Annotated in this window: 2 protein-coding genes and 1 pseudogene; all 3 read right to left on the reverse strand. The window is 69.2% G+C overall.

Features of this window, described 5'->3' with window-relative positions:
* Positions 1 to 389 (reverse strand): annotated as a pseudogene (locus ACFXGI_RS38720) (hypothetical protein); the annotation flags it as partial.
* A gap of 133 nt (positions 390 to 522) precedes the next feature.
* On the reverse strand, positions 523 to 723 hold the full coding sequence (locus tag ACFXGI_RS38725) for a hypothetical protein (protein ID WP_257858138.1): 201 nt from the start codon (positions 721 to 723) through the stop codon (positions 523 to 525).
* A 3-nt stretch (positions 724 to 726) separates the two neighbouring features.
* Positions 727 to 1,242, reverse strand: coding sequence for a hypothetical protein (locus ACFXGI_RS38730; protein WP_384717789.1), 516 nt, complete (start codon positions 1,240 to 1,242; stop codon positions 727 to 729).
* Positions 1,243 to 1,421: the final 179 nt, after the last annotated feature.

The following is a 1,421-nucleotide window of genomic DNA, read 5'->3' on the forward strand; positions in this document are numbered from 1 at the left end:
ATCTCCAAAATTAACGACGCCGCCTGCATCTTGTCATCAAAGACCCGGTGGTGTTCGTGGCGGGCTTTCAGATATGCGGCGGCATTCCATGCACCGCGCATTGCGGCGACGGTAATACCGGCCATCATTACCACCGACATGGCGGCGATTCCCTGCCCTTGCGGACTGTCCGGGATTCCGGGGTCCGCGTGCGTGGCCGTGGTGTCACCGCCTCCGCCGACGTCGGAATTCCCGGCGACCAGCAGGGAGGGCGGGGGCGCCAGGGTGGGCAGGGCGGTCAGGGTGGGGGTGTCCGCCCCTGGGGCCGGCGGGGCGCTGCCCACCGGCCCCGGGATCGTGAGCCCGCCGGGGAAGCCGAGGACGGTCCCCCCGGCGTCGTCGTCGGCCATCGGCCGTCTCCATTCGATCAGTCACTCCGGGTCACACATCCGGGGGCCTCACGCGCGCGTATAGCCGCGCATGTTGGGCCCCCCGGATTCTCGGGGTGAGGCGGTGTTGATGAGCTGTGATGAGCGCGGAGCGTTACGGCGAGGTGGGCCGGCCCTGCTGCTCCGTCGTCCAGCCCTGGAGCAGCAGGACCAGGTCGGCCCACGCCCTGTCGTCGGTGCCCGCCAGGAGCCGGGCGAGGTCCCACAGCGCGGTGGCCCGCGCCTTGTTCGTGGTGGTCTCCGCCAGGCGCTTGTTCCAGCGCGCCGTCTGACCCTTGGAAAGGTGAGCGGCCATATATCAGGCCCTCTTTTCCAGGAAGTCCAAGAAGGTGCTCTGACCGCCTTCCGTGCCGGTCTTCTGCACGACTCCCTTACTGTCGCCGGTCGGTTCGACCAGGGCGCTGGTGAGGCCGTTGAGGTGCCCGGCGGTGTTGATCGCGCGGGCGGTGGCCAGGCCCTTCTTGTGGGCCTTTTCAAGCTCCTTCTTCTCCGCCTTCCTCTCACGCCTTTCGGGCAGTTCGACGTAGCGCCGCTGGAATTCTGCGTCGAGCTTTCCGGCGTGGTTTACGGCGTCCCGCAGGTCCTTTTCGAGCTGCGCCAGCGGGCGGGAGGCGAGGTAGGCCCGGATTCGGGATTCGAAGGGCTTGTCACCGTCGAACTGGATGTTCTCCAGGTCGGCCCGGTACTCGCCGAGCAGGGCCCTGACCTCGTCGGCCATCTGCCGCAGCCGCTCGCGCTGCTGGGCGGCGTAGACGGCCGTGCCGCCGGGCTTCATCAGGTGGTCCGAGGTCCACCGGTTGCTGTTCTCGGGCATGGCAGAAGACCTCCAGGTCTCGGGGTGGGGAGGGGAAGGGGTTCGTGAGTCCGTGTCCCCGAGGCGTGCGTGCGGGCCGGGTGGTGCTCGGGTTCGGGCGGGCGGTCCGCGCCCCGCTCGGGGCGGGTACGGACCGCAGGCCTGCCGGCCGTGGCCGTCACCGGTCCGCGCTTACGCTC

This window comes from Streptomyces sp. NPDC059355, assembly GCF_042752335.1.
Taxonomy (GTDB): domain Bacteria; phylum Actinomycetota; class Actinomycetes; order Streptomycetales; family Streptomycetaceae; genus Streptomyces.

Bases quoted from the DNA above. Each gene is read 5' to 3' on its own strand.
- ACFXGI_RS38730 (WP_384717789.1), bottom strand. From the start codon at position 1,242: ATGCCCGAGAACAGCAACCGGTGGACCTCGGACCACCTGATGAAGCCC.
- ACFXGI_RS38725 (WP_257858138.1), bottom strand. From the start codon at position 723: ATGGCCGCTCACCTTTCCAAGGGTCAGACGGCGCGCTGGAACAAGCGC.